This is a genomic window from Marinobacter goseongensis (assembly GCF_023156235.1).
GTDB classification, from domain to species: Bacteria; Pseudomonadota; Gammaproteobacteria; order Pseudomonadales; family Oleiphilaceae; genus Marinobacter; species Marinobacter goseongensis.
Map to the genome: position 1 here is coordinate 127,782 of NZ_JAKZAI010000011.1, position 25,311 is coordinate 153,092.

19 protein-coding genes are annotated in these 25,311 nt (G+C 61.3%); 9 read left to right on the forward strand and 10 right to left on the reverse strand.

Going from position 1 to position 25,311, the window contains the following annotated elements; genetic code table 11:
* Positions 1-9: 9 nt before the first annotated feature.
* The 6 genes from MLC70_RS11855 to MLC70_RS11880 are packed head-to-tail and all read right to left on the reverse strand — an operon-like array spanning position 10 to position 7,012.
* Positions 10-1,767 carry a BatD family protein gene (locus MLC70_RS11855; RefSeq protein WP_248183990.1) on the reverse strand — a complete coding sequence of 586 codons (1,758 nt, stop codon included), beginning with the start codon at positions 1,765-1,767 and terminating at the stop codon, positions 10-12.
* Positions 1,761-3,599 carry a vWA domain-containing protein gene (locus MLC70_RS11860; RefSeq protein WP_248183992.1) on the reverse strand — a complete coding sequence of 613 codons (1,839 nt, stop codon included), beginning with the start codon at positions 3,597-3,599 and terminating at the stop codon, positions 1,761-1,763. Before MLC70_RS11860 ends, MLC70_RS11855 begins: the two co-directional genes overlap by 7 nt.
* A complete protein-coding gene (locus MLC70_RS11865) occupies positions 3,592-4,632 on the reverse strand; it encodes a vWA domain-containing protein (RefSeq protein ID WP_248183993.1) in 1,041 nt (346 codons plus the stop codon). The genes MLC70_RS11860 and MLC70_RS11865 overlap by 8 nt, the downstream gene beginning before the upstream one ends.
* A complete protein-coding gene (locus MLC70_RS11870; RefSeq protein WP_248183994.1) occupies positions 4,626-5,093 on the reverse strand; it encodes a DUF4381 domain-containing protein in 468 nt (155 codons plus the stop codon). The genes MLC70_RS11865 and MLC70_RS11870 overlap by 7 nt, the downstream gene beginning before the upstream one ends.
* Complete coding sequence (locus MLC70_RS11875) at positions 5,093-6,040, reverse strand: DUF58 domain-containing protein (RefSeq protein WP_248183996.1); 948 nt, start codon at positions 6,038-6,040, stop codon at positions 5,093-5,095. Before MLC70_RS11875 ends, MLC70_RS11870 begins: the two co-directional genes overlap by 1 nt.
* A 9-nt stretch (positions 6,041-6,049) precedes the next feature.
* Complete coding sequence (locus tag MLC70_RS11880; protein ID WP_248183997.1) at positions 6,050-7,012, reverse strand: AAA family ATPase; 963 nt, start codon at positions 7,010-7,012, stop codon at positions 6,050-6,052.
* Positions 7,013-7,155: 143 nt separating this feature from the next.
* On the opposite strand from MLC70_RS11880, the gene MLC70_RS11885 reads away from it, so the two are divergent.
* The 3 genes from MLC70_RS11885 to MLC70_RS11895 all read left to right on the forward strand — a co-directional run bounded on the left by MLC70_RS11885 (position 7,156) and on the right by MLC70_RS11895 (position 13,913).
* The gene (locus MLC70_RS11885; RefSeq protein WP_248183998.1) at positions 7,156-12,039 is read left to right on the forward strand and encodes an NAD-glutamate dehydrogenase; all 4,884 of its coding nucleotides are present in this window, start codon (positions 7,156-7,158) and stop codon (positions 12,037-12,039) included.
* A gap of 66 nt (positions 12,040-12,105) precedes the next feature.
* Entirely contained in the window at positions 12,106-12,783 is a 678-nt protein-coding gene (gene can / locus MLC70_RS11890) for a carbonate dehydratase (protein WP_248183999.1), read from the forward strand.
* Between the two features lie 80 nt (positions 12,784-12,863).
* Positions 12,864-13,913, forward strand: coding sequence for a class I SAM-dependent methyltransferase (locus MLC70_RS11895; RefSeq protein WP_248184001.1), 1,050 nt, complete (start codon positions 12,864-12,866; stop codon positions 13,911-13,913).
* A gap of 62 nt (positions 13,914-13,975) precedes the next feature.
* Here the strand turns inward: MLC70_RS11895 and MLC70_RS11900 are convergent, their stop codons facing one another.
* On the reverse strand, positions 13,976-14,425 hold the full coding sequence (locus MLC70_RS11900; RefSeq protein ID WP_248184003.1) for a hypothetical protein: 450 nt from the start codon (positions 14,423-14,425) through the stop codon (positions 13,976-13,978).
* A 120-nt stretch (positions 14,426-14,545) separates the two neighbouring features.
* Here MLC70_RS11900 and MLC70_RS11905 point away from each other — a divergent pair, with 120 nt between their 5' ends.
* Positions 14,546-15,706, forward strand: a complete 1,161-nt coding sequence (locus MLC70_RS11905) for a methyltransferase (RefSeq protein ID WP_248184005.1) — start codon at positions 14,546-14,548, stop codon at positions 15,704-15,706.
* Here the strand turns inward: MLC70_RS11905 and MLC70_RS11910 are convergent.
* Complete coding sequence (locus MLC70_RS11910; RefSeq protein ID WP_248184007.1) at positions 15,679-16,299, reverse strand: riboflavin synthase subunit alpha; 621 nt, start codon at positions 16,297-16,299, stop codon at positions 15,679-15,681. The genes MLC70_RS11905 and MLC70_RS11910 overlap by 28 nt on opposite strands.
* Before the next feature lie 183 nt (positions 16,300-16,482).
* Between MLC70_RS11910 and MLC70_RS11915 the strand changes: the two genes are divergently transcribed.
* The 5 genes from MLC70_RS11915 to MLC70_RS11935 are packed head-to-tail and all read left to right on the forward strand — an operon-like array spanning position 16,483 to position 20,849.
* Positions 16,483-17,445 (forward strand): hypothetical protein, encoded by a 963-nt coding sequence (locus MLC70_RS11915; RefSeq protein ID WP_248184010.1) that lies wholly within the window; start codon positions 16,483-16,485, stop codon positions 17,443-17,445.
* 60 nt (positions 17,446-17,505) lie between these two features.
* Complete coding sequence (locus MLC70_RS11920) at positions 17,506-18,180, forward strand: TetR/AcrR family transcriptional regulator (protein ID WP_248184012.1); 675 nt, start codon at positions 17,506-17,508, stop codon at positions 18,178-18,180.
* Positions 18,181-18,239: 59 nt separating this feature from the next.
* On the forward strand, positions 18,240-18,746 hold the full coding sequence (locus MLC70_RS11925) for a L,D-transpeptidase family protein (RefSeq protein ID WP_248184014.1): 507 nt from the start codon (positions 18,240-18,242) through the stop codon (positions 18,744-18,746).
* A gap of 54 nt (positions 18,747-18,800) precedes the next feature.
* A complete protein-coding gene (locus MLC70_RS11930) occupies positions 18,801-20,042 on the forward strand; it encodes a mechanosensitive ion channel family protein (RefSeq protein WP_248184015.1) in 1,242 nt (413 codons plus the stop codon).
* 24 nt (positions 20,043-20,066) lie between these two features.
* Positions 20,067-20,849 carry an S-methyl-5'-thioinosine phosphorylase gene (locus MLC70_RS11935; protein ID WP_248184018.1) on the forward strand — a complete coding sequence of 261 codons (783 nt, stop codon included), beginning with the start codon at positions 20,067-20,069 and terminating at the stop codon, positions 20,847-20,849.
* Here MLC70_RS11935 and MLC70_RS11940 read toward each other — a convergent pair.
* Entirely contained in the window at positions 20,830-21,615 is a 786-nt protein-coding gene (locus MLC70_RS11940) for a CsiV family protein (protein ID WP_248184020.1), read from the reverse strand. The genes MLC70_RS11935 and MLC70_RS11940 overlap by 20 nt on opposite strands.
* A 60-nt stretch (positions 21,616-21,675) precedes the next feature.
* Positions 21,676-25,182 carry a transcription-repair coupling factor gene (gene mfd / locus MLC70_RS11945; RefSeq protein ID WP_248184022.1) on the reverse strand — a complete coding sequence of 1,169 codons (3,507 nt, stop codon included), beginning with the start codon at positions 25,180-25,182 and terminating at the stop codon, positions 21,676-21,678.
* Positions 25,183-25,311 lie beyond the last annotated feature (129 nt).

Below are 25,311 nucleotides of genomic sequence, written 5' to 3' on the forward strand. Positions count from 1 at the left end.
GGCCCGGGCTCACGAGTGACCGGTCAGCCCTTCCGGGTACAGCGGAGGCAGGCTGTCTGCCTGGCTGGCGAGGGAAGCACGATCGCCGCGAACCCGCCTGAGGGCGGCGACCAGCGCTGAACCGTGCCACGGTTCCTGTTCTTGCCCGGGCTTGCCAAACAGGTGGCGCTGCAGGGCCTCAAGCTGTTCACTCAGGCGCGCATCGCCCACATGGGCTGTGACCTCGGCAACGCTGTCAAACGGGTGGTCGATACCACCGCGGTGGGAAAAATGCCGGTTCGCCCATTGCGGCAGCAGCCTGAGGGTGTTCGAGGATCCGGTGGTGGCCGCTTTGCACAGCTGCTCGAACAGGACTTTCTCGCCTTCGTCGGTGGCCAACGGCTGGCCGCGCTGCCCCGCATCCTTTTTGCCCCTTGTGCGCCACCACAAGCCCGCTGTTACCAGCCAGGCCAGGGCCAGAATCAGACTGAGCCACGGCCAGAAACCGGAACTCCCCGGCATGGCCGGGGCAGCTTGCTGGGCGGTGTCGGCGCCTGTATCCGGCTTTTTGTCCTGGCGGGGTGACGGCGCCGGTGCCTGACCCGGTGGTGCCTTCACGGCCAGGGTTCGAGCAGGAATCACGGCGTATTTTTCCTCATCCGCCTCGGTGTCCCACCACGCAATGCGTATCTCCGGCACAATCAGGTTGCCTGGCTGCACGGGCACCATGGCCGTGGTCTGTGTCAGGCTAGAGGTGAGGCCGTCGCCGGTGGCGTCGGTGTTCCGTTCGGGGGTTTCCGGGTAGGTGCGGATGCCCGGCACGTCCATTTCCGTAAACGGTGGCAGCGTTTCTGCGGGCAATCCCTCCGCCTTCAGTGCCAGTGTGCGGGTCAGATTCTGGCCGGTGGTCAGTGTCTGGTTTTCGGGCAGCCCGGACTCTGTCAGCTCCAGGCTGCGCGCCGGCAACCAGGTATCACCGCTGAAACTGGCGGGTATGGCTTTCACCGGGATATCGAACAGGTCCTCGCTGTCACGCAGGAACTTGAGTTGGCCGTCCGGGGTGCGTGCCCGCCCCTCGAAGCGGATAGTATTGAGGGTGAATTCCCCGGGCTGCTGGGGATAGATCGCGTAACGCCGCTCCACCACGCGAAAGCGTGCGCCGTCGCGGTAGCGGCTGTACTCCCGCTGTTTGCCCAGAGTTTCAATGATCGCGTTCGGGTGCTCGGGTTCGGACAATTCGCCACGGATCAAATTGCCGCTGAAAAACAGCTTGATGGTCAGCACCAGCTGTTCCTGAACGAACACCTCGTCTTTGTCAGTGGACAGCTCAATGAAACTGTCCCGCGGTTCCTCGCTGTCCTGCTGCGGTGGACTTCCGCTCATCACATTGATATCCACCGGTTCTGATTGGGCGTCCTGGAAGGTCAGGGCCGGGATGGTCAGCCTGCCGGTGGTCTTAGGCGCCAGCTCGAAGGTCCAGGTGATTTCGCCCACCATTTCATTGTTGACGGTGCGGATGCTATAGCGCTGGTTGCGCCCGAGAATCTCGAAGTCTTCCTCGACTTTTTCGATGTCCGGTGACGGCAGGTTGGAAATGTCCAGATCGAACAGGTTGCCGAGGTTGATGTCGATCTTCATGCTGCCCCGCACATTGAGCGTGAGCACCTCGCCCTCGTAGAGTTGTGCTCTGTCCGGCTCTACCGTGAGTTCATTCTCGGCCCAGGCGGGCCACGCCAGGCAGAACAGCATGGCGGTCAGGAAGAAGGGGGTCGCAAGCCGGTTTACCATGGGGTATCACCCTCGTCGGATTGAGTATCTCGTTGCTGGTACTGCTGCAGGAATTTCCGCCGTAACAGTCCGCCCGGATCGTCCGGAATCCGCCTCAGCCACTGCTCCTGGCCCTGGGTCAGGGGCGCTTCGGTCAATTCTGCCGGCGCCGGTTGCTGCTGGCCGTTGGCGTCATTGGCCGTGGCAGACTTTTCGGCGCCAGAGGGCTGCTGTGGTGGCTCGTTGCCATTCTCCTGGTCTGACGGCGCACCACTCTGGCTATTCTGCTGCTCGCCGGTTTCTTCGCTGCTTTCCTGGCCACTCTCCTGGCCACTCTCCTGGCCACTCTGGTCGCCCTGCTGGCTGTCGGGATCCTGTTCACCGTTGTTGCTGTCATTGCCTTGTTGATTCTGGTCGCTGTCGCTCCCATTATCGTCGCTGTTCTGATTGTCCGGGTCCTGGTCGCCGTTCCCGGACTGGTTTTCTGACTGCTGCTGGTTCAGCAGTTGCTCCACCAGATCCCGGTTGACACGGGCATCTTCCATGTCGGCTTCTGCGTCCAGCGCGTCGTCATAGGCCTTGATCGCTTCTTCCAGTTTGCCGGCGCGGGCCAGAGCGTTACCGCGATTGTAATCGGCCCGCGGCGTGGCGGCGCGGTCGAACGCTTCTGCCGCGGCCTCGTAATCCTGATTCCGGTAGTGTGCGCTGCCGCGCCACTCCGGATTCTCCAGTTCCGTGGCAGCGCTTGCCGGGTCTTCGGCGATCATTGCAGGTGCCCGTTGGTCTTCGCGCGCCCAGAGTTCTGCCCAGCTCAGTGCCATTGCGGGCCTGGGTGCCAGTGGCAGCAGAGTGAACAACATCAGGGCAAGGGCGCCTTTACGCCACCCGATCAGAATCAGCGGCAGGGCCAGCCATAGCAGCCAGTAACCGTCGTCCTGAAAGCGATTGACGGTGAGATCCCGCTCGCTGTCCTGCCACTCCCCGGCGTCTTCGGACCGCAGGCGCAGGTTATTGATGTCGGTGTCGTCGATGGTGAGGCGCTGGCTACGGCCACCGTTGCGGCTGGCCAATTGCTGCAATGCCGACGGACTGGCCTTGGCCATGACGATACTGCCGTTTTCGCGGATAAAGCCCTGTTTGGGTAACGGAATGGGGCCGCCTTCCGCAGTGCCGACGATCAGGGTGCTCAGTGGGAACGGGCTGTCTCGAAGGGTTTCCGTGATCTGGTCCTGGTAGCGGTCGTTGACATTATCGGTCAACAGCAGCAGCTGACCGTCCCCGGGGGCACCCTGTTCCAGCAACGCCAGCCCCCGCGCAACGCCGAGATCGGCCCGGTTTCCGGGCGCCGGCATGATCACCGGATCGAGCACATCGAGCAAGCCGACGATAGTGTTGCGGTCGTCCGTCAGAGGGCTGACAGCGTGGGCGTCCGCCGCATACACCACCAGGGCGGTGAGGCTGCCTTCCCGCTGATCGAGAATGTCGCGGATCTTGCGCTTTGCCAGGGTCAGACGATCGGGCTCCACGTCCGTGGCAAGCATCGACAACGACAAATCCAGTACCACCACCAGGCTGTCATTCTGTTGCTGCAGCGGCGTTGGCACCTGACGCCAGGCGGGCCCTGCCAGCGCAATGGTCAGAACGAGCAGCGCTGCGGCGGCAACCAGCAAGGGTGACCGGCTGTGCCCGCTGGACTGACCATGGCGGGTGATGACCGGGCGCAGCAACCGATCCGGGATGATGCGTGCCCAGCCGCTGTCACTCTGGCGCGCCTTGCGGAACATCACTGGCAGGAATGGAATGGCCAGAAGGAGCAACAGCCACAGCGGGCGCAGGAAGTGGAAGTCAGCCATGGCGCGGCCTCCGTTGTCCCCGCTGACGCGGATTATCGGGATTGCGTACGCCCGCCACCCGCGCCAGTTTGAGTGCCTGTAATAACAGCCAGACCAAGACCGCCGCGGCAGCCGGCCAGACGAACAGGTCCGTCACCGGGCGGTAATGTTTGCCTTCAAGCTCAATGGGTTCGAGCTGATCAATACTCTGGTAGATCATCTCCAGTTCCGGCAGGCTGCGGGCGCGGAAGAACTCGCCGCCGGTCTGCTCGGCCATGCGTTCCAGCAGGGCTTCATCGAGATCCCGTGACGGGTTCACCTGGCGGGAGCCCAGCAAACCGCGCTGGATCATGGATTCGGCGCCAATGCCGATGGTGTAGATGCGCACACCGGTTGCCTTGGCAATTTCGGTGGCCTTGTCGGGGGTGATCTCACCGGCGGTGTTGGCGCCATCGGTCAGCAGGATCACCACGCGCTGCTCCTGAGGGCGGTCTCGCAATCGTTTGACCGCGAGTCCGATAGCATCGCCGATGGCGGTGGCGCGACCGGCCATGCCGATTCCGGCTTCATTCAGCAGTGTGCGTACGGTCGCCAGATCGAAGGTCAGCGGCGCCTGGATATAGGGTTCAGTGCCGAACAGCAGGAGGCCCAGGCGATCCCCTTCGCGACGCTGGATAAAGTCATCCACCACCCGCTTGACCGCCTGCAGGCGGTTGATGCCGCGGCCCTGAATGATCATGTCCTGCTCATCCATACTGGGTGAGATATCCACTGCCAATAGCAGGTCGCGGCCGCTGACCGGCATTTGCACGGGCTCACCCACGTGTTGAGGGCGCGCTGCCGCTACCACCAGCAACAGCCAGGCAAGCAGCAGAAACACCCCCTGCCACCAGGGCAAGCGGCTGCCACTGCGGCTAACCCCGGGGAGATCCGACAGCCAGTGCCCGACGGGCAGCACCGGTGCGTCGACCGATTGCCCCGAGCGCCGGACCAGGCGGACCAACAGCGGCGCCAGCACCAACAGCAACACCCAGGGATAGGCAAGACTCAGCATGACTGACCCCCAAGCCACGCCCGTGCGAACGCGATAGCGCTGTCCGGATCCGCCGACGCTGTCGGTTGCCAGCTGCTGGTGATCATGGCCTCAACGGCAGGCCGCGACGCCACCCGGTCTTGCGGACTGGTTTTCAACAGGAAGTCCGCCCACTGATCGCCGCTCATGGCCTCCGGGCGCTCCGTGGGGTAGCGTGTGCGGGCACACTGTTTCAGCAGGGCATTGAGTTGGGCAAACCACTCGGGAGAGGCGGTGCGGGACCGGGCAAGCAGGTCCAGCTCCCGGCGCGCAATCCGCAACCAGCGGTGTCTGCGCCGGCGGCGACGGATCATCAGGAAGAGGGCCATCAGTGCGATCAGCACCAGAACCAGGAGCAGCCACCAGCCCGGTGCCGGGGGCCAGAAGCCGCCGGTTTCGGGAAGCTGGATATCCCGAAGCTGGCTCAGCGGATCCTGTTCCATCAGCCGATCCTCCCTCTGGGGCCAAGCAGGGATTGCAGCACGATGGCCGGCTCATCGCCGGTCATTACGGTCGCTGGCCGGACCCCTCCGGTTCGGAAACAGTCGGCAAGATCGGCTTCGTGATGCGCCACTTTGTCGTGCCAGGCCTGCTGGAATGCAGAATTGCCGGCATCGAACCACACCGGGCCTTCCTCACCGGCCACGGCGAAGCGCCCGCTATCCGGCAGCTCCAGCTCCAACGGGTCGGCAATGCGCAGGGCACTGACGGCATTGTGCCGGGCCAGAGCGCCCAGCAGTCGGGGGGTATCCGCTGTGAGGTTGAGGAAATCGCTGATCACAAAGATGCGGCTGCCGGTGTGGGCAACGCGTCGGGCCTCGCCAAGCGCGGTATCCAGATTGGCCGTCAGTGCGGTTGCCCGCGCATCCGGCGCTTGCGGGTTGTCCGGTAGCCTCTGTTGTTTCGCCAGGGTGTCGAGCAGTTGCAGCACGGATTTTTTGCGTCGGGCAGGGCGCTGCACGGTCAGCTCCCGGCCGTTGAACACAATGCCCCCGACCTGATCTCCGGACCACAGCGCCAGCCAGGACAGAATGCCGGCCATTTGCGCGCAGCGTACCTGTTTGTAGGCCCCTGTGCTGGCAAAAAACAGGGTGGGCCCGAGATCACAAAGCAGCAGAACCGGGCGCTCCCGTTCCTCCTCGTATAGCTTTGTATGGGGGGCCTGGCGGCGGGCGGTCACCCGCCAGTCTATGCTGCGGATGTCATCACCCGGCTGATACTGCCGCACCTCCGCGAATGCCATGCCTCTGCCCCGTTGTGGAGACCTCTGCAGGCCGGCCTGCTGACTGCGCACCGGCCGTGCGGCTGGCAGCTTCAGGGCCCTGGCGTCCGCCTGAAGGCGGATCAGCGCGGGCAGGTCGATATGGGTGGCGTGAGGCGAAAGCATCATTGCGTGTGATCAGGCGGTTACGGGAACGTGATCAATCAGTCTCTGAATCACCATGTCAGCCGTCATTCCTTCGGCTTCCGCTTCGAAGGTCAGCAGAATGCGGTGGCGAAGCACGTCAAAAGCGATCTGGCGCACATCGTCCGGGCTGACGTAATCGCGGCCATCGAGCCAGGCCAGGGCGCGGGCGCAGCGATCCAGCGCGATGGTGCCACGGGGGCTGGCGCCAAAGGCCGTCCAGCGCGCCAGCTCCGGATCCAGACTTTGCGGGTTACGCGTAGCCAATACCAGCGCCAGCAGATACTGCTCGACCGGCTCGGCCATGTAGATGTCGCCAATTTCGCGGCGTGCCTGGAACACCTGGTCCGCGCTCAGCCGCACTTCCACCGCCGGCTGTCCCTGGCGGTAATCGTTTCTGGCCAGATGGAGAATGGCTTTTTCGGCATCGGCCGACGGGTAGTCAATCACCACGTGCATCAGGAAGCGGTCAAGCTGGGCTTCTGGCAGCGGGTAGGTCCCCTCCTGTTCGATCGGGTTCTGGGTGGCCATCACCATGAACAGCGGGTCCAGGGGAAAGGTGCGCATGCCGACACTGACCTGGCGCTCGCCCATGGCTTCGAGCAACGCCGACTGCACTTTTGCCGGTGCCCGGTTGATTTCGTCAGCCAGCACCAGGTTATGGAAGATCGGGCCGTGCTGGAAGTCGAACTGGCCGGTTTCGGCGCGGTAGATCTCACTGCCGGTGACGTCCGACGGCAGCAGGTCGGGGGTGAACTGGATTCGGTGAAAGTCCCCTTCGAGATGCTCCGCAAGTGCCTTGATGGCCGTGGTTTTGGCCAGACCCGGCGCCCCTTCTACCAGCAGATGACCGTCTGCCAGTAACGCAATCAGCAGCCGGTCTACCAGCTTTTCCTGACCTATGATCCTTTTGGCTAACTGAGATCGAAGCTCCCCGAACGTATGCTGTAATGACATGGGTAATCGTTGTTCCTGTGTGGAGGCTCTTTGCGTACGTAGTTGCCGCAGTTTTGGCATTTGGTCGGCAAAAATCAAGGGCTTGACTATGCTTATGTGACGATACCCTGATTACGTTTATTTCACACTAACCGAGGTTGACTATGAATGCGCTGACGGTGGCCAGCAAGGATCAGTTCTTCGAACAGCTGGCTGAAGCTTTCGCACAGAAAATTGCGAAAACCGAAGCAAAAAAGATCAGTGAATTTGCCAAGCAACATTACGCGCATATTCCCCTTGAGGAGCTGGTCAGTCGACGATTTTCGGATACCTACGGAGCGGTGCTCGCGGCCTGGCAGTTCCTGCAGAAACGCAGTGCGGAAGAAACCCCGGTGGCGGTGTTCAACCCGGACCTGGAGAGCGATGGCTGGCAGTCCACCCACACTGTCATCTTTATCCTGCATCCGAACATTCCGTTCCTGATCGATTCCCTGCGCATTGCCATCAACCAGCGCGAAATCGGTACTCATTCGATCCAGCATTCCATCCTGCGGGTTGACCGCAACGCTGACGGCAAGCTGCAGAAACTGCATTCCACCAAGAAATCCAGCGCCGGCTCCGAGTACGAAGCATTCATTGTGCTGGAGATTGACCGCCACAGCGACCCGAAGGATTTGCGTGAGCTGGAGCAGGTGCTGCAGACCATCCTCCACGAAGTGCGGATCGCCGTCGAGGATTTCCCGGTGGTCACCGGCAAGGTGAGCGAGATTCTGGCGGAACTGGATGCCACCACGGCAGGCATCAGCGATGACGACAAGGAAGAAGCGCGGGCGTTTCTGACCTGGTTGTTGGGGGATCGTTTCACCTTCCTCGGGTATGACGAATACGACTTTGCCAAGGACAAGAGCGGCATGGTGGTTCGCCGGGTGGAGAATTCCGAGCTCGGTATTCTGCGGGTCAACAACGAGCGGCCGGACCGGGTGCGGCTGAACGAGCTGCCCCAGCGAACCCGTCACGAGATGACCCGCACCGACGACATTTTCATTTTTGCCAAATCGGCGCAGCGGTCCCGCGTTCACCGCCCGGCTTACCCGGATTACATCGCAGTCAAGAAATTCAACAGTAAAGGGGAAGTGGTGGGTGAGCGCCGCTTTCTCGGTCTGTACACCGCCCGCGCCTACAACGAGCGGCCGGACGAAATCCCGCTGCTGCGCCGCAAGTTCGAGCTGGTGATGAAGAAGTCCGGCTTCCTGCGGGAAGATTATGCCGGCAAGGAGCTCGAACAGATCCTGACGCTGTACCCCCGTGACGAGCTTTTCCAGATCGAGCCCCAGGAGCTGCTGGGTGTGGCCAAAAGCATTCTCTACATCCAGGAGCGGCGCCGGATCGAGCTGTTCATGCGCGAGGACGTGTATGGCCAGTTTGTGACCTGTCTGGCGTTCTTTCCGCGGGACATCTACAACACCGAGTTGCGCCTGAAGGTGGAGCAGGTGCTGCTGGATCGCCTGGAAGCGGAAGACATCGAATTTGTGACCCACTTTTCGGAGTCGGTACTGGCGCGGGTGCAGTTCACCATCCGCGTTCCCCAGGTGGAAAACCGCCAGTTGCCGATTGCCGAGATTCGCGAAAAAGTGATCGAACTGGCCCAGTCCTGGCGGGATGGCCTGGGGGAGGCGCTCAATGAAGTGTACGGTGAAGAGCAGGGCAACGAGCTGCACCGGCTGTATTCCGGCGGTTTCCCCGCCAGTTACACCGACATGTTCTCGCCCCGCCGCGCTGCCATCGATCTGGAGCACATTGCCGGCGCCGCTGCCGGGCAGTTGACTATGAGTTTCTACCGAGCGCTTGAGGAAGAGGAGAGCGTTCTTCACTTCAAGCTGTTCTACGCTGACGAGCCCCTGCCACTGTCGGATGTCATGCCGATCTTCGATAACCTCGGCTTCCGTGTTATCGGTGAGCACCCGTTCGAAGTCAGCGACCGGCATGGCAAGGTGGTGTGGATCCACGATTTCACCTTGCAGGCTTATAGCGGCCGTGTGGTGGATATCCACCGCATCCGTCCGATCTTCGAGGATCTGTTCCGCCGGGTCTGGTATGGCGATGCCGAGAACGATGCTTTCAACCGGTTGCTGCTGTCGTCCTACATGAGCTGGCGGCAGATCGCCCTGTTGCGGACTTACGCCCGCTACATGCGGCAGATCCGCTTCTCCAACAGCCAGACCTTCATCTCCAACACTCTGGTCAATCATGTGGATCTGGCGCAGATGCTGCTCGAGTTCTTCGAAGTGCGTTTCAATCCCGAGCGTTACCAGAGCGAAGGCAAGAGCCGGGCCGCCCAGCAGAAGCTGGAGATCGAGTTCAATGCGGGCCTGGACAATGTCGAGAACCTCAGTGAAGACCGCGTGCTGCGCCTGTACCTGGAACTGATCCAGGCGACCCTGCGCACCAACTATTTCCAGCGCGATGATGACGGCAACAACAAACCCTACATCAGCGTCAAATTCGATCCCACCCAGATTCCGGACATGCCGCTGCCGATGCCGATGTTTGAAATCTTCGTGTATTCGCCGCGGGTTGAAGGGGTGCACCTGCGAGGTGGCAAAGTGGCCCGCGGCGGGCTGCGCTGGTCTGATCGCTTCGAGGACTACCGCACTGAGATTCTTGGCCTGGTGAAAGCCCAGCAGGTAAAGAACGCAGTGATCGTGCCCGTGGGCGCCAAAGGCGGTTTTGTAGCCAAACGGTTGCCAGACCCTTCCGATCGGGAAGCCTTCCAGGCGGAAGGGATCGAAGCCTATAAAACCTTTATCCGCGGCCTTCTGGACATCACCGACAACCTGGTGGACGCCGGCATTCAGCCTCCGGAGCAGGTGATTCGTCACGATGACGACGACCACTATCTGGTGGTCGCTGCCGACAAGGGCACAGCCACTTTCTCCGACATTGCCAACGGCCTCTCTGCCGAATATGGCTTCTGGATGGGCGACGCCTTTGCCTCCGGTGGCAGCAATGGCTACGACCACAAGAAGATGGGCATTACTGCCCGCGGCGCCTGGGTGTCCGTGGAGCGGCATTTCCGCGAAATGGGCATCAATCCTGCGCTGGACGAGTTCAGCGCCATCGGCATTGGTGATATGGGCGGCGACGTGTTCGGTAATGGCCTGCTGTGCTCCGAGAAAACCCGCCTGGTGGCGGCGTTCAACCATGTGCACATCTTCATCGACCCGACCCCGGATGCCGAGAAGAGTTATAAGGAACGCAAGCGTCTGTTCAAGCTGCCGCGTTCGTCCTGGACCGATTACGACAGCAAGCTGATCTCCAAAGGCGGGGGTGTTTTCAGTCGCAGCGCCAAGTCCATTCCGGTCAGCCCGGAAATGAAGAAGCTGCTGGGCATCAAGTCGGACCGGGTGCCGCCAAACATGCTGATCACCCATATTCTCAAGGCACAGGTGGATTTGCTCTGGTTTGGTGGCATCGGCACCTACGTCAAGGGGCAGGCGGAGACCCACGGTGACGTCGGCGACAAGGCCAACGACGGTCTGCGAATCAACGGTGCCGAATTGCGCTGCAAGGTGGTGGGTGAGGGCGGCAATCTGGGCATGACCCAACTGGGCCGTATTGAGTTCGCTCTTAACGGTGGCCGCCTGAATACTGATTTCATCGACAACTCCGGCGGCGTGGATTGTTCCGACCACGAAGTGAACATGAAGATCCTGCTCAACCGGGCGGTGGCCCTGGGCGATCTGACCGCCAAGCAGCGCAACGTTATGCTCGAGGACATGACCGACGATGTCGGCGATCTGGTGCTGAAGAACAACTACCGCCAGACCCAGGCCATCAGTATCGCCAGCGTCGATGCCACTGGCCGTATGGAAGAATACCGGCGGTTGATGAATACCCTCGAGAGCGAGGGCAAGCTCAATCGTGCCCTGGAATTCCTTCCGGAGGACGAGACACTGTCTGAACGCAAGCTCGACAAGAAAGGCCTGACCCGCCCGGAGCTGTCGGTACTGATTTCTTACGTCAAAGGGGATCTCAAGCAGACACTGATTGCCAGCTCATTACCGGACGAACCCCTGCTGGCGGGCGAAATGTACAAGGTGTTCCCGCAGGCACTGACCCGTAAGTTCTCCGATGAGCTCGGCGAGCACCAGCTGCGGCGGGAAATCATTGCCACTCAGATCGCCAACGATATGGTCAATCACATGGGGATTACTTTTGTGGAGCGCCTGTCGCAGTCTACCGGTGCTGATCCGGCGTCGATCGCCCTGGCCTGGATCATCGCGCGGGACGTGTTCCGCCTGGACACCTGGTGGGACCGGATCGAATCTCTCGACTTCCACATTCCGGCAAAACTGCAGATGGAGCTGATGAACGACCTGATGCGACTGGTGCGGCGCTCGGTGCGCTGGCTGCTGCGCAATCGTCGTGCCGAACTCAGCATCCAGAGCCACATGGAGCGGTTTGCTGACAGCGTCTGGAAAATCACCGCTGATCTGCCGGATTACCTTGGCGAACAGGCGCGGTCTCACTGGGACAAACGTTTTAACGAGCTGCTGGAAGCCGGGCTGCCCAAGGAGCTGGCCTCGGTGCTGGCGGGCACGAGTTACCTGTATTCCTCGCTGGGTATCATCGAGGCCCGGGAAGCCACCGGACTGCCGCTGAAAACGGTCGCCAACCTTTACTATGATCTGGGCGAACGGCTGGATCTGAGCTGGTTTGCCAATGCCATCGCTGCGCTGATTCCTGCGTCGCACTGGCAGGCGCTGGCGCGGGAAAGCTTCCGCGAGGATCTGGATTGGCAACAGCGGGCCCTCACCACCGGGGTGCTCAAGCTGGCCGGCAATGCCAAGGACGTCCCGAGCTGCGTGGAGGGCTGGATGGCCAGACATGACGGCATGATCAGTCGCTGGAAAACCATGCTCACCGAATTGAAGGGGGTCCGCGAACCGGAGTACGCCATGTTCTCGGTGGCGCTGCGGGAATTGCTGGATCTGGCGCAATCCACGATGCACAGCAGTCACGTGGATGGAAGCATTCAGACAAACTGAGTATTGCGTTAAGCCGCTGATTCCCGTTCAATTCCGCTACAGGTTCATTTAACGGGGAGAATGCAAATGCGGCAGCTTGATCACCTTCTGGAAAAAAACAAATCCTGGGCCGACGGCATCAAGGCTCAGGATCCCCAGTTTTTTAATCGTTTGTCGAATCAGCAGGCGCCGGAGTATCTGTGGATCGGCTGCGCGGACAGCCGCGTTCCGGCAAACCAGATCGTTGATCTGATGCCCGGCGAACTGTTCGTTCACCGCAATGTTGCCAACGTGGTGGTACACACCGACTTCAATTGCCTCTCTGTTCTTCAGTTCGCCATCGAGGTGCTGAAGGTCAAGCACATCCTGGTGGTTGGCCATTATGGCTGCGGCGGGGTGAAGGCGGCGATGATGAACGAGGGCTTTGGCCTGATCAGTCACTGGCTGCGCCACGTCCAGGATGTGCGCGACAAGCACCAATCGGTGCTGGATGCTCTGTCCAATGATCAGGACCGGGTGGATCGCCTCTGCGAACTGAACGTGGTGGAGCAGGTGGGTCACGTGTGTCAGAACAACATCGTGCAGGAAGCGTGGCGCCGGGGCCAGCCATTGACCGTTCATGGCTTCGTCTACGATGTCGCCGACGGCATCCTGCGGGATATGGGGTTGTCCATCGCCAGTGAGGAAGAGCGCGATGCGGTGCAGACCAACAGCGTCGAAGAGCTGATTTTGCGGCCTGTCCGGTCTGGGCGTCAGAAAAAGTAACCGCCAACTCTCCCAAGACTCCGGGGCCATTTCCGGTTAGAGTATCCCGCCTGTACACCAGCCCGGGATACTCGAACGTCATGTCTGCTCTGCCCAACGTCCACGAAGCCCTGCTCAAGAATCGTGATCTTATTGTCGGCCGTCTGGCCCTGATCGGCCTGTCCGATACCGCGCTACTGTCCGACTTGCCCGGCGGCGGCCTGGCGCTCACGGATCATGCGGGTGTGTTCGCCAGAACCCCGGCCCTGAGCGGCTGGCAAATGGCCTTCGGTTATGACGACACGGCCCTGCAGGGTAATGCTGCCAACACGGTGGTGGTGTTTCTGCCCAAGGCGCGGGCAGAACTGGCCTTCCGTCTGGCTCTGGCGGGGTATCTGGCGGCTGCCGGGGCGAGACTGATCCTGATCGGAGAGAAGCGCGAAGGCATCGCCGGTGCCGTCAAGCAGCTCAAGGCGGTGGCGCCGGAGGCCAGCAAGGTCGACAGTGCCCGCCATTGCCAGGTGTGGCTGGCCGACAGTTTTGCCACTGCTGGCGGGTTTGACCTTGAGCACTGGATGAGCTGGCATATCGTCGACGCCGCCGGTGTTCAGGTGTCCGTGGCCGGGTTACCGGGTATCTTCAGTGACGGCGAACCGGATCATGGCACCCTGATGCTGCTGCAAACCCTGGCGGACCTGCCGCTGCCCCGGGGCCATTCCCTGGATTTTGCCTGCGGCTCGGGTGTGATTGGTAGCTGGATTCAGGCGTGGCAGCGGGCTGGCGGCATCGACCCCGCGCCGATTGATGCGGTGGATGTGCAGTCACAGGCGGTGATTTGCACCCGTGCGACCTACCAGAAAAACCAGACCCTGGGAGACGTGCTGGCATCCGACGGGTTGGCTGCGGTAACCCGGAAGTACCGCGCCATTGTGACCAATCCGCCGTTTCATGCTGGTGTGCGCACCGATACCACCATGACCGAGCAATTTCTGCGGCAAGCGGCAGCGCATCTTCAGCCTGGAGGGGAATTACGGTTGGTGGCGAACAGTTTCTTGCCCTATGAGGCGTTGATCCGCAGAACGATCGGACCGGTCACCCGCCTCGCCAGCGACAAGCGCTTCACGGTGTATTCCGCCAAACGCCAGACATAAAAAAGCCCCTGGGGTGAGGGGCAAAAGGTTGCTTCCAACACTAAAACGGAGCCAACCTGAAATCAGTCCTGCTTGCCGGCCTCTTCGGCCTGCTCGGGGGCCGGACGGCGCGGCGCGAGCTCACGCACCTGCTCAAGCAAGCGGCGGGCTTCAGACTCGGCGCGGTTGCGGGCCTCAGTCAGTTTGGGCTTGACCTCTGCCTCGTAGGTTTTGCCGGCCTTGTCGGTAAAGTAGGCGGTCATCATGTTGGCATCCCACCACAGCTTCTTACGCAGATCGTAGGTTGCCACGTCGAGGCGCAGCGTCAGCTCGCGGAAGGTCGGGTTTTTGCTGCGAATCTGGCTGACCACTTCAGACAGGCTACGGGGTTCAGACACGTCGGCACCCAGGCTGGCCAGTACTTTCTTCAGCTCGACCGACGCCTTGTCCAGCTGCGGGCGAAGCTGGTCTTCAAAACGCTTGCCGGCGGCCTGAACGGATTCAAAACGGGTTTTGATGGAGTCGCGGATCATAGGGTGTCTCTCGTGTGCGTTCGGTTTCAAAACAACTTGGAAAACACCATAGGGTTAATTTCTAGAATAATCAGCCTAGAATGGATGCGCGTCTGAACCCTGTCTGATTTGGTGCCTGAAATGACAAGCAACACCCTGAAAACCGCCTATCGGAATCTGAGTCTGGAGCGTCCCGGCAACACCGACCCGACCCTGAGGGCCTGGGATGCTGCAGACGAACTTTTGCTGGAGCAGGCTGCTGCATGGATTACCACCACCGGCGGGCCGCCAAGGGTGCTGGTGCTGGACGATCAGTTCGGTGCGTTGACGCTGGGGCTTGGCCAGTTCGATACCGTGTCCCTGGCCGACAGCGCCTCCCTGGCCAACGCTCTCGAGCGCAACAGCGTGGCCAATAACCTGATTGCCGCCCCCCCGTTGAGCTGGCTGGCACCGCCAGAGGGGCCGTTTGACGCCGTGGTCATGCGCATTCCCCGCCAGCTGGACTACCTGAGCTGGCTGCTGCGGTGGGTAAACAGCGTTCTGGCTCCCGATGGTGTGGTCATTGCCGGCGGCATGATCAAGCACCTGCCGGATCGCAGTGCCGAGGTGTTTAACGAACTGCTCCAGACCCGCCAGGTATGCCCGGCCCGGAAGAAAGCCCGCGTGGTGGTCTGCGGGCAGGGCAGTGCCACACTGGACGGATGGCCGGGGCAGTGGAAGGGTTACGTGATGGATGGCTACAATCGGGCGGTGGAGGGCCTGCCGGCGGTGTTTGCCCGGGAGCGTCTGGATATTGGCAGCCGCTTGTTATTTCCCGCCATTGGCCATAGTGCGGCGTCACTGCCTGTAGATGCCCGGGTGCTGGATCTCGCCTGCGGTAATGGCGTTCTTGGTCTCGAACTGCTGCGGGCGCGGCCGGGGGCCGCGGTGGTGTTCAGTGATGTGTCGAGTCAGGCCGTGGCGAGCGCCCGCCACAACGTGCAGGAACTGGCGCCCGATGCCGTCGCAGAATTCCACCACGCGGACGGTGTGCCAGCTGAGGTCGGGGCGTTTGATCTGATCCTGTTGAACCCACCCTTCCATGAAGGCGGTGTGGTCGGGGATCACATCGCCCTACGGCTGTTTCAGCAGGCGGCCCAACATCTCGCCCGAGACGGGCAGCTATTAATCGTGGGCAACCGCCACCTTGGTTACCACCGCAGTCTCAAGCGTTACTTCCCGGTGGTTCAGCAGCTGCAGGCCGACCCGAAATTCGTGGTGTTCTCTGCCCGTCATCAGGACAGCGGAGCAGGTCGGTCGTAGCCAAGCCGTGCCAGGGTGTCGACGATGGTCTGGGTCTGGCTGTCGATCTCGATGTTGACAACATTGCCCTCTTGGAGGTCGCCGAACGTGGTGGCCCTGAGGGTTTCCGGGATCAGGTGCACATTGAACCGGTTTCCGGTGACTTCGCCGATGGTCAGGCTGGCGCCGTTGATCGCAATGTAGCCCTTGGGGAAGATGTACCGCGCCCAGGTGTCCGGCACCTCGAATTCCAGGGTGACGTTGTTTTCCGGGCGTTCAATGGTGGTGACCGTGGCGGTGGTGTGAACGTGGCCCGAAAGCAGATGCCCGCCAATTTCGTCGCCAATTCGCGCCGCTCGCTCGAAGTTGACCCGATCGTTCTGGCCCAGGGCGCCGAGGGTGGTCAGCCTCAGGGTTTCCTGCATGGCATCAAAATACAGGCAGTCACCGTCCTGCCGGGTAACGGTCAGGCAGGTGCCGTTGATCGCCACGGAAGCGCCGATGGTCACACCCCCGGTGTGTCCGGCAGGAAGCCGAATGGCGTAAGTGTTCAGACCCGGGGCCGGGGACACTGTCTCGATGGTGGCAACGCCTTGGACAATACCTGTAAACATGAATTTGCCTCTGGTCAGGGGCGGCTGCAACTGGCCGCCTGGAAACTCCGGGAAAGCATAGCGATACGACCCGGCGATGCCAAGGGTTCAAGGTTCCCGGCAAATGGCCGATAGCCTGAATAGAATCCATTCAAAGAGGCTGCGTGGCGGGCCGCTGGCAGCGGACGTCGCTGGTACAGAGTTATGGCAGAGAGCAGATTGAAGGCCGCCACTGGCGCGGAGCAGATGCCTGATGAGCCGGTGTTGCGACAGGGCCGCGCGGCAGACCCGGTGCCTGCGCCAATTATGTCGCCATCACCCGCCACGTCACAGGCGGTATCGACGGTGGCGCCGCCGCCGGCGAAAGACCCCACAGTGGCCGCTCAGGGTGCTGAGCCGCCGCTGGGCGATGCTGACCGGGGTGACCAGGCCCCGGCCCAACCCGCCACAGCGACCTCACCGGCTGCACCGGAGTCCGGGCAGAACGAGCCTGAGCAGGAGGAGAGTCCGGCAGCGATTGAAAAAGCCCTGGCGGAAACCCGGCAACGCACGTTACGCCTGATGCTAAAGCAGTGCGACCGGGTGCTGTTGATGGATTTCGACCTTCTGGCGATGTCGGGCTGGCCCGACAACTATTCCCTCGCCGCCGCAAGGCGTAACCGTGACCTCTGGCTGTTCAGTGCGCTGGTGGCCGCGCTGGTGTTTCTGAGCGGCCTCACCGGGTTTATTCCCGCGTGGATTGCCGGTGGCGGGTTCGGTGCATTCGTTATCATCCTGATGCTGGGCGTGCCGGCCATCCGCCGAATTTACACCGCACGCCCGTCTTACCTGGATCTGGTGATTAAACGCCAGCGGTTGTTGCGGGATGCCCGCAAGCATATTGAGCACCTGGAAGGTAAGGAAGGACTGGTCTGGCAGTGTGCCCGCATGGCGGAATTCAACACCTCGCTCCGTTCCTCCCGGTTCAGTGAACTGCTGGCGCTGTCCGAGCAGCGGGCATTGGCCCGAAACATGACCCGCCGCGAGTACATCCGTCTGTATCTGATCTATCTTCTGGAGGCGGAAAAGGCGTATGACCGGGTGCAGAAAGCCTTCTTTGATGGCAATCAACAAGCCATGGACCGGGGCTGGGCGTCGGTGGCCGCGTCGCCGGGGCAGAGAGCTTGACATAACGGTGCCTCAAACGTATGTTTCAAACAGACGTTTGCTAGAGGCACTGAAAACAATATGGCTCAGTCTGATACCGTTGACCGCATTCTGGATGCTGCTGAAGAGTTGTTCGCCGATCGGGGCTTCTCCGAAACCTCGCTGCGAATGATCACCAGTAAGGCTAAAGTGAACCTCGCGGCTGTCAATTACCATTTCGGGTCGAAGAACGCGCTCATTCATGCGGTATTTGCCCGTTTCCTGACGCCATTTTCGGCCACTCTGGAAAACGCGTTCAACGATCTGGAGGAGCGCTGTGATGGCCATCCGCCCACACTCAACCAGACCCTCTGGGCCCTGACCGAAAGTGCCGTGCGCATGCCTCAGCGCAACGAGAACGGCATCTCCATTTTTATGCGCTTGCTCGGTCTTGCCTATACTCAGTCTCAGGGGCATTTGCGCAAGTTTCTGGAGCAGGAATACAGCCAGCCGTTCAGCCGCTTCATGCGTCTGCTCAAGGAAGCCACGCCGCAGCTGTCCGCGGTTGACCGCTACTGGCGCATCCAGTTCATGCTCGGCGCTACCGCGTTTACCATGTCCAGCAGTGATGCCCTCAGAGACATCCTGCAGAACAAGCTGGGTGTGGAGACAACCGTGCAGGAAATCGCAGCCCGCCTGGTGCCGTTCCTGGCCGCAGGCATGCAGGCTCAGGACACCATGTTGATGCCCTCGCTCAGCGAAGCACCGGTTGCCTGAATTGTCTGCTGTCGGTTAGGCTTCCGGATTGGCCATGGCTATCCGGAGCTTAGCTGCACATGCGTATCCAAGAGGGCGCCGCGCCTTACCTGCGAATCAGTATTGCTGACCAATTTCTGGCGCTCATCGGTGCCGACGGTACCCGCCTGTTTGAACGGCCCGTGTCCACCGCACTGAACGGCCCCGGCGAGCAGAACGCCAGCGGGTGCACCCCCCGTGGCAAGCACGTTATCCGCGCCATGGTGGGCGCGGGCCTGCCGGAAAACACCGTGTTCGTTGCCCGTCGCCCCACCGGCGAAATTTACTCTCCAGAACTGGCCGATCGGCATCCTCAGCGTGACTGGATTCTGTCCCGTATTCTCTGGCTGTGCGGCTGCGAGCCCGGAAAAAATCGCGGTGCCGGGGTCGATAGTTTTCGGCGCTTCATATACATTCACGGCACACCGGACACCGAGCCCATGGGCGTGGCAAAGTCCCACGGCTGTATCCGTATGCGCAATGCCGATGTCATCGCGCTGTTCGATCTGGTCGAGCCCGGCACCGTTGTCATTATCGACGAGGCCTGAGCGGCTTCGATCGCCCAGATTCACCTGACACTGAATTGATCACCGGGGACATGAATGATCGGAGAAATGCAGGCGACTATAAACGGCTGGATCCAGAACTGGGACCTGTTGTCGGAAAACTGGCGAGTGGGCATCGTGGTGTTCGCCCTGGTGTCCGGGACTGCGACGGCCGCCTACCTGGCGAGCTTCATTGTGGGCGCCCTGGAAAGGCGCTTTGCCAAAACAAAGAACCTCTGGGATGACACCTTTCTGCACGCGGCAAGAAAGCCGGTGGTCGCGTTCGTCTGGATACAGGGCGTGTACTGGGCCGCCGAAGTGGCCTACCGCTATTCTGAAGCCGAAATATTCGCGGTGAATGACAAACTGCTGCAGATCGGATTTGTCTGGGTGCTGGTGTGGGCGCTGTTGCGCTTGATCAAAGAGGGGGAGGGTATCCTGACGTCGCCGGTGAAGATGGCCGCGCCGATGGATTACACCACCGTCAATGCCGTCAGCAAGCTGTCCCGTGCGGTGGTGATCATCACCGCGGTACTGATCGCCATGCAATCCCTCGGCTACAGCATTTCCGGTGTGCTGGCGTTTGGTGGCGTTGGCGGCATTGCCGTGGGTTTCGCTGCCAAGGACCTGCTGGCCAATTTCTTTGGCGGTTTTATTATCCACCTGGACCGGCCCTTCAAGGTCGGCGACTGGGTGCGTTCACCGGACCGGAACATTGAGGGCACGGTTGAGCACATCGGTTGGCGATTGACCACCGTGCGTACCTTCGACAAGCGCCCTCTCTATGTGCCCAACGCCGCGTTCACCACCATTGCGGTCGAGAACCCGTCCCGCATGAGCCACCGTCGTATTTCCGAAACCATCGGTATTCGCTACGCGGATGTTCGCGAGATTTCCACCATAGTCTCTGAAATACGCACCATGCTGGAGAACCACGAAGACATAGAAAGTGAGCAGACGCTGATCGTCAATTTCCTCGCGTTCAACGCGTCTTCCCTCGATATCATGGTGTACTGCTTTACCAAGACGACCCAGTGGGTGAAGTTCCATGAGGTCAAACAGGACGTGTTGCTGAAGATCAGTGAAATCATTGAGAGCCATGGCGCGGAAGTGGCTTTCCCGACACGCACCTTGCACGTGGCGGACAGCCTGCGCCTGGCCAGCGCAGACAGCCAGAAATCCGACAAGGTTGGCGACGACGGGCCCATCGAGAACGACGACGAAGGATCTGACAAATCCCATGCCTCCCAGCGCACCCGCCATGGGTCGTCAGCGGAAGCCACCGGCGGTGCCGACTGAGATGACCCAGGAGAGAGTGAATTCATGAGCAGTGCAGCAGCGCCGGCCCCGGTCGGCATTATCGGTGGTACCGGACTGACAACGCTGTCGGGCCTTGAAATCACCGGCGAACGGGAAGTGCAAACGCCCTGGGGCGATCCCTCATCCGCGCTGGTTGAAGGGCGGCTGGGTGACCAGCCGGTGATTTTCCTGTCGCGCCATGGCAATCCCCATCGCATTCCACCCCATCAGGTGAACTACCGGGCCAACCTGTGGGCGCTTGAAAAGGCCGGGGTCAGAACCGTGGTGGGCGTTAACGCCGTCGGCGGCATCCATCGGGCGATGGGGCCCGCCCACATTGTCATCCCCGAGCAGATTATTGATTACACCTGGGGGCGCGCCAGTACCTTTTTCGAAGGTGAGCTGGACGGCGTTACCCACATTGATTTCACCTTCCCCTACACGGAATCGGCGCGAGCGGCGCTGGTCGGGGCGGCTCGTCATCTTGGCCTGACATTCTCGGATTTTGGTGTCTACGGCGCGACACAGGGGCCGCGATTGGAAACCGCGGCTGAAATTGTCCGCATGGAGCGGGATGGCTGCGATCTGGTGGGAATGACCGGCATGCCCGAAGCGGCGCTCGCCGCCGAGCTGAAGCTGAATTATGTGTGCCTGGGTCTGGTGGTGAACTGGGCGGCCGGCAAGTCCGATCACATCATTACCATGGACGAAATCGAGGCCGCCATTGATCAGGGCATGTCAGGGATCAAACGGATTCTCGAAGAATCCATCGGTGGGCTTGGCGCCCTCAGTCCTCAACCCGCCTGAAAAATACCAGCACGCCGATGGTGGGGGAGTCGATGAAATGAACTTCCTCGCTGCGCATGCGTCGGGTCTCCCGAATCCATGTCAGCAGTTCCGCCTTGGCCGCCAGTGCGGCCGGGGCGTTGTCCGGGTTGATGTCTCCACCGTTGGCCAGCGAGCCGGTTGAACCGTCACCCTCTACCGGTGTGTCGAATGCATCGGAATCGCCGGTTTCAGCGGCATTGTTGTCGATGCGCTCATCACTCTGAACCGGGCTGATCGAGGCCGCGGCAGGTTGCCAGTGGTTCAGGTTTACGCCCACGTGCAGATAACGCTGGCGATCAATGGTGATATGCCCTTCCACTTCACGATGGCCGGCATCGGCCAGCCAGTCGCCCACCGCGACCCGCAGGGGTTCGCCGTCGTAATCCGGTGGAAAGGACTGGTACCAGCCTGCGGTCATCAGTACCCGGTAACGACCGCTGTTTTCCAGCCTCTGAGCGGCGGAGCGCAGGCGCAGATCACCGTTCGGTGCCAGGTTGAGGGTGGACTGAACGCTGCCGTCCACGCCGACCACTTTCATCATGCCCGTGATGTCGTCGGCCGATTCCGGCACGCGGCTGGCCATGCGCTCCTGCACATTTTCCGGGTCGACAATGCGCTCCACAATCACGATTTCGGCCCGGTAGTAGTTGTCCCGTGACTGGGCACCGGCATACATCGGGGCCAGCGCCAGCAGGGCGGCGGCGAAGGTCATCAGGGCCTTTCCGGGCAGGGCATAACCGGGCATTCGCAAGGGCTGTACTCCACTGTGTCAGTTGCTGTCTGTCGGCGGGCCGCTGCCGGTGTTTCAGGCAGTCAGCTGGCCGAGCATGTCGGAAATGCCGTCGAGTTTACCACCGGTTGAGTCATCCTTCAGCCGGAACCGGAAACTGTTGGCCCCTTCGAGTCGGTACTGGTCCGGTGCCGATTGCATTTTTTTAACCAGAACCAGCGGATCAACCGGCGTGGTTGCGCCGAATTCCAGCCGCGCCCACTCCTTTCCTGCATCGATTTTGACGATGCCCAGTGCCTCCGCCTGCAGGCGAAGTTCGGTCTGGCGCATAAGATTCTTTGCCGGATCCGGTAATAAACCGAAGCGATCAATCATCTCAACCTGAAGTTCTTTTAATTCTTCTTTTTTACCGACGCTGGCGATGCGCTTGTAGAGCATCAGCCGGTTGTGCACATCCGGCAGGTAATCGTCCGGGATCAGTGCCGGAATGCGCAGGTTCATCTCGGTGCCGTGGCTCAGGGGCAGGTCGGCGTTGGGCGTGCGGCCCTCGCGAATGGCTTTGACCGCCTCGTCCAGCAGCTGCATGTACAGGGTGAAGCCGATGCTCTCGATCTGGCCGCTCTGTTCCTCTCCCAGCAGCTCGCCGGCGCCCCGGATTTCCAGATCGTGGGTGGCCAGCATGAAGCCGGCCCCAAGATCCTGAGCTTCGGAAATGGCATCCAGCCGTTTTTTTGCGTCTGCGGTGATGGAGCGGGGTGGCGGTGTCAGCAGGTAGGCGTAGGCCTGGTGGTGCGAGCGGCCGACCCGACCCCGGAGCTGGTGCAGCTGGGCAAGACCGAACTTGTCGGCACGCTCGATGATGATGGTATTGGCGCTGGGAATGTCGATACCGGTTTCCACAATGGTGGTGCACACCAGCACGTTGAAGCGCTTGTGGTAGAAGTCCGACATGATCTGTTCCAGTTCCCGCTCGCGCATCTGGCCGTGGGCAACGCCGACGCGGGCCTCCGGAATGAGCCTGCGCAGGTCCTCGGCGGTCTTCTGGATGGTGGACACGTCGTTGTGGAGGAAGTACACCTGACCACCGCGCAGGATCTCCCGCAGGATGGCTTCCTTGACCATGGCGTCGTCACGCTGACGCACAAAGGTCTTCACCGACAGCCGTCGCGCCGGCGGCGTGGCGATGATCGACAGATCCCGCAGATGGCCCATGGCCATGTTCAGGGTGCGGGGAATCGGTGTCGCGGTGAGTGTCAGCATGTCCACTTCGGCGCGCAGGGCCTTCAGCCTTTCCTTCTGCTGCACACCGAAGCGGTGTTCCTCATCAATGATCACCAGCCCCAGGTTCTTGAATTTAATGTCGCCCTGAAGCAGCTTGTGGGTGCCGATCACGATGTCTGCATTGCCCGCCTCGATGGCGGCCATGGCCTTGCTGGTCTGGGCCCCACTGCGGAAGCGGCTGAGCAGCTCCACATTCACCGCGGTATCGGAGAAGCGGTCGCGGAACGATTCATAGTGCTGCTGGGCGAGCAGGGTGGTGGGCACCAGCACCGCCACCTGTTTGCCGGAGAAGGTCGCCATGAAGGCGGCGCGCATCGCCACCTCGGTTTTGCCGAAGCCCACATCGCCGCAAACAAGACGATCCATGGGGCGTTCGTTGGTCATGTCCTCGAACACCGACTCGATGGCGATCTGCTGATCCGGGGTTTCCTCGAAGGGGAAACCGGCAGCAAAGCTGCGGTAGGCTTCCTTCGGATCCTCAAACGAGAAGCCTTTGCGGGCCTCGCGGCGCGCGTACACATCCAGCAGCTCTGCAGCGGTATCGCGAATTTTCTCCAGCGCTTTCTGTTTGGCGCTGCTCCAGCGGTCGGTGCCCAGCTTGTGCAGGGGCGCATGCTCGGTGTCGGAACCGCTGTAGCGGGAAATCAGATGGAGGCTGGAAACCGGCACGTACAGCTTGGAATTGCCGGCGTATTCCAGCATCAGAAACTCGTTGGCTTCGCCCTCTACGGTAATGGTTTCCAGGCCCTGATACCGGCCCACGCCATGGTCGATGTGCACCACCGGCGCACCGATGCGCAGTTCGGACAGGTCGCGATAGCCGGAGTCGTCCACTTCCGTGGGTTTTTCCCGCCGCCGCCGCTGCAGTACCCGCTCGCCAAACAGGGCGGTTTCGGTGATCAGCGCCAGGCCCTGGCCGGGCAGCAGCAGGCCCTGTTCCATGGGGGCGATGGTGATGCCCAGCTTGCAGTCCGGGCTGGTGAGGAACGATTGCCAGCTGTCGAGGGTCTCCAGCTTTACATCCTGATCCGACAGGTTGTCGATCAAGGCTTCCCGACGACCGGATGACTCGGCGCACAGCAGCACGCGCCCGGCAAACTCTTCAACGAAGCGTTTCAGGCGTCCTGCCGGATCGGCAGCGCGCCCGTCCATGGCCACATCGGGCAGCTCTGCGGCGCCGCAGTTTTCGGCACCGGCGCCGTCGACATTACCGGTGGTCATGGTTACGCGCGGAAAATGCTTGAGGTGCCCGAACAGTTCGTCCTGCTGCAGGAACAGCGCGGTCGGCGGAAGAATCGGGCGCAACCGGTCGTGGCGACGGTCTTCGTGGCGGGCGCGGGTATCCACGTCGAAATGGGAAACCGCCTCGTTGAGGCCATCCGCCGTAAACACGTGGGTGCCCGCTGGCAGGTAATCGAACAGCGTGGCTGTCTCGTCGAAAAACAGCGGCAGATAATATTCAATGCCCGGAGGCGTAATGCCGTGGGTCACGTCCTGATAGATCGGGGCGTTCTTGTCGGCGTGGGGGAAGTGCTCGAACCAGCGGTTGCGGAAGCCGGACCGGGCCTCCTTGTTCCAGGGGAACTCGTTCGCCGGCAGCAGTTCAATGCGCTCGATGCGGTCGATGGAGCGCTGGGTTTCCGGATCGAACGTGCGCAGGGTTTCGATTTCGTCATCGAACAGGTCGATGCGGAACGGCTGTGTGGCGCCCATGGGAAAAATGTCGAGAATGGCGCCCCGCACCGCATATTCACCGTGCTCATAGACATTTTCGGCATGGCGGTAGCCGGCGGATTCCAGCTGCAGCCGCCAGGTGTCGATATCCAGCGACTGGCCAACTTCTAGCAACAGTGTGTTGCCCTGCAAATAGCTCACCGGAGGCAACCGGTGCATCAGCGTGCGCGCCGGCACGACCAGCACGCCGTGGCGGGTGGCCGGCAGGCGGTGCAGGGTGCGGATACGGCGAGACGTTATGTCCTGGTGCGGCGAGAACAGGTCGTAGGGCAGGGTTTCCCAGTCCGGCAGCGACAGCAACTCCAGCCCGCTGCCGGTCAACGCGGCACCGTCCTCTTCCGCCGGCAGCCCCAGGTAATAGCGCATGGCTTGCTCAAGCTGAATGGCTTCGTCGGTGCTGCGGGTGATCACCAGGGTCAGGCCATGATGCTGGCGTGCGCTCTCGCAGATGGCCAGTGCATCACTGCTGCCATGCAATTGGCCCCATTGGCGATGATCGCCGGCTTTGGCGGGAAAAGCCGGGGCGACCAGCGCGGGGGCATTCCGGGAAGAGGCACCGTCGGTCATGGGTGTGTTCAATCTCCTGCTGTGTGAAGTCCGGGGCGGCGAGGCGCGTATTCTACATGCCCGCAAGCGGCCTGTCCGCAATGCAGGGCAGAGCGTCTACGAACGGAATCAGCGTCTGTATTTGCGGTC

Bases quoted from the DNA above. Each gene is read 5' to 3' on its own strand.
- MLC70_RS11855 (WP_248183990.1), bottom strand. From the start codon at position 1,767: ATGGTAAACCGGCTTGCGACCCCCTTCTTCCTGACCGCCATGCTGTTC.
- MLC70_RS11860 (WP_248183992.1), bottom strand. From the start codon at position 3,599: ATGGCTGACTTCCACTTCCTGCGCCCGCTGTGGCTGTTGCTCCTTCTG.
- MLC70_RS11865 (WP_248183993.1), bottom strand. From the start codon at position 4,632: ATGCTGAGTCTTGCCTATCCCTGGGTGTTGCTGTTGGTGCTGGCGCCG.
- MLC70_RS11870 (WP_248183994.1), bottom strand. From the start codon at position 5,093: ATGGAACAGGATCCGCTGAGCCAGCTTCGGGATATCCAGCTTCCCGAA.
- MLC70_RS11875 (WP_248183996.1), bottom strand. From the start codon at position 6,040: ATGATGCTTTCGCCTCACGCCACCCATATCGACCTGCCCGCGCTGATC.
- MLC70_RS11880 (WP_248183997.1), bottom strand. From the start codon at position 7,012: ATGTCATTACAGCATACGTTCGGGGAGCTTCGATCTCAGTTAGCCAAA.
- MLC70_RS11885 (WP_248183998.1), top strand. From the start codon at position 7,156: ATGAATGCGCTGACGGTGGCCAGCAAGGATCAGTTCTTCGAACAGCTG.
- can (WP_248183999.1), top strand. From the start codon at position 12,106: ATGCGGCAGCTTGATCACCTTCTGGAAAAAAACAAATCCTGGGCCGAC.
- MLC70_RS11895 (WP_248184001.1), top strand. From the start codon at position 12,864: ATGTCTGCTCTGCCCAACGTCCACGAAGCCCTGCTCAAGAATCGTGAT.
- MLC70_RS11900 (WP_248184003.1), bottom strand. From the start codon at position 14,425: ATGATCCGCGACTCCATCAAAACCCGTTTTGAATCCGTTCAGGCCGCC.
- MLC70_RS11905 (WP_248184005.1), top strand. From the start codon at position 14,546: ATGACAAGCAACACCCTGAAAACCGCCTATCGGAATCTGAGTCTGGAG.
- MLC70_RS11910 (WP_248184007.1), bottom strand. From the start codon at position 16,299: ATGTTTACAGGTATTGTCCAAGGCGTTGCCACCATCGAGACAGTGTCC.
- MLC70_RS11915 (WP_248184010.1), top strand. From the start codon at position 16,483: ATGGCAGAGAGCAGATTGAAGGCCGCCACTGGCGCGGAGCAGATGCCT.
- MLC70_RS11920 (WP_248184012.1), top strand. From the start codon at position 17,506: ATGGCTCAGTCTGATACCGTTGACCGCATTCTGGATGCTGCTGAAGAG.
- MLC70_RS11925 (WP_248184014.1), top strand. From the start codon at position 18,240: ATGCGTATCCAAGAGGGCGCCGCGCCTTACCTGCGAATCAGTATTGCT.
- MLC70_RS11930 (WP_248184015.1), top strand. From the start codon at position 18,801: ATGATCGGAGAAATGCAGGCGACTATAAACGGCTGGATCCAGAACTGG.
- MLC70_RS11935 (WP_248184018.1), top strand. From the start codon at position 20,067: ATGAGCAGTGCAGCAGCGCCGGCCCCGGTCGGCATTATCGGTGGTACC.
- MLC70_RS11940 (WP_248184020.1), bottom strand. From the start codon at position 21,615: ATGCCCGGTTATGCCCTGCCCGGAAAGGCCCTGATGACCTTCGCCGCC.
- mfd (WP_248184022.1), bottom strand. From the start codon at position 25,182: ATGACCGACGGTGCCTCTTCCCGGAATGCCCCCGCGCTGGTCGCCCCG.